We start from the raw sequence: 455 nt of genomic DNA on the forward strand, positions 1-455 counted from the left end.
AAACCAATAAAGCCGCAGGCGGTGACTCGTGTAGCGTTCGTGCTATTGAACAATTTCTCGATGATGTCGGTAACCGGCGCCATCGATGCGCTGGGGACTGCGAACCTGATTAGCGATACACCGGCGTTTGATGTGTTGACTGTGGGCATCAGGAGCCGTCTGGTGATGAGCGACCTGGGAATTGCGATTTCAGCAGACCTGGAGCTACCGCAACTACCGGACTGGATCGACGTTCTCATCGTCGTCGGCGGATTGCGCGTGAAGCTGATCAGCGACTCGCTATTACGGCGCAAGCTGCGTAACGCCGCCTCCCTTGGCGCGACCATGGGCGGTTTGTGGAACGGGGCATTTTTTCTGGCAGAAGCTCAACTGATGGACGGCGTCGAGTGTGCCTTCCATCCCGACGGACGAGCGATGATGGAGGATGTCTTCCCTAAGGTGCTGGTCTCTCGTCG

Annotated in this window: 1 protein-coding gene; it reads left to right on the forward strand. The window is 57.4% G+C overall.

Annotated elements, in window-relative coordinates:
• On the forward strand, positions 1-455 hold a 455-nt coding region (locus BK665_RS33690; protein ID WP_148053300.1), incomplete at both ends, for an AraC family transcriptional regulator.

It is taken from the genome of Pseudomonas frederiksbergensis (genome assembly GCF_003732665.1).
Classification (GTDB): Bacteria; Pseudomonadota; Gammaproteobacteria; order Pseudomonadales; family Pseudomonadaceae; genus Aquipseudomonas; species Aquipseudomonas frederiksbergensis_G.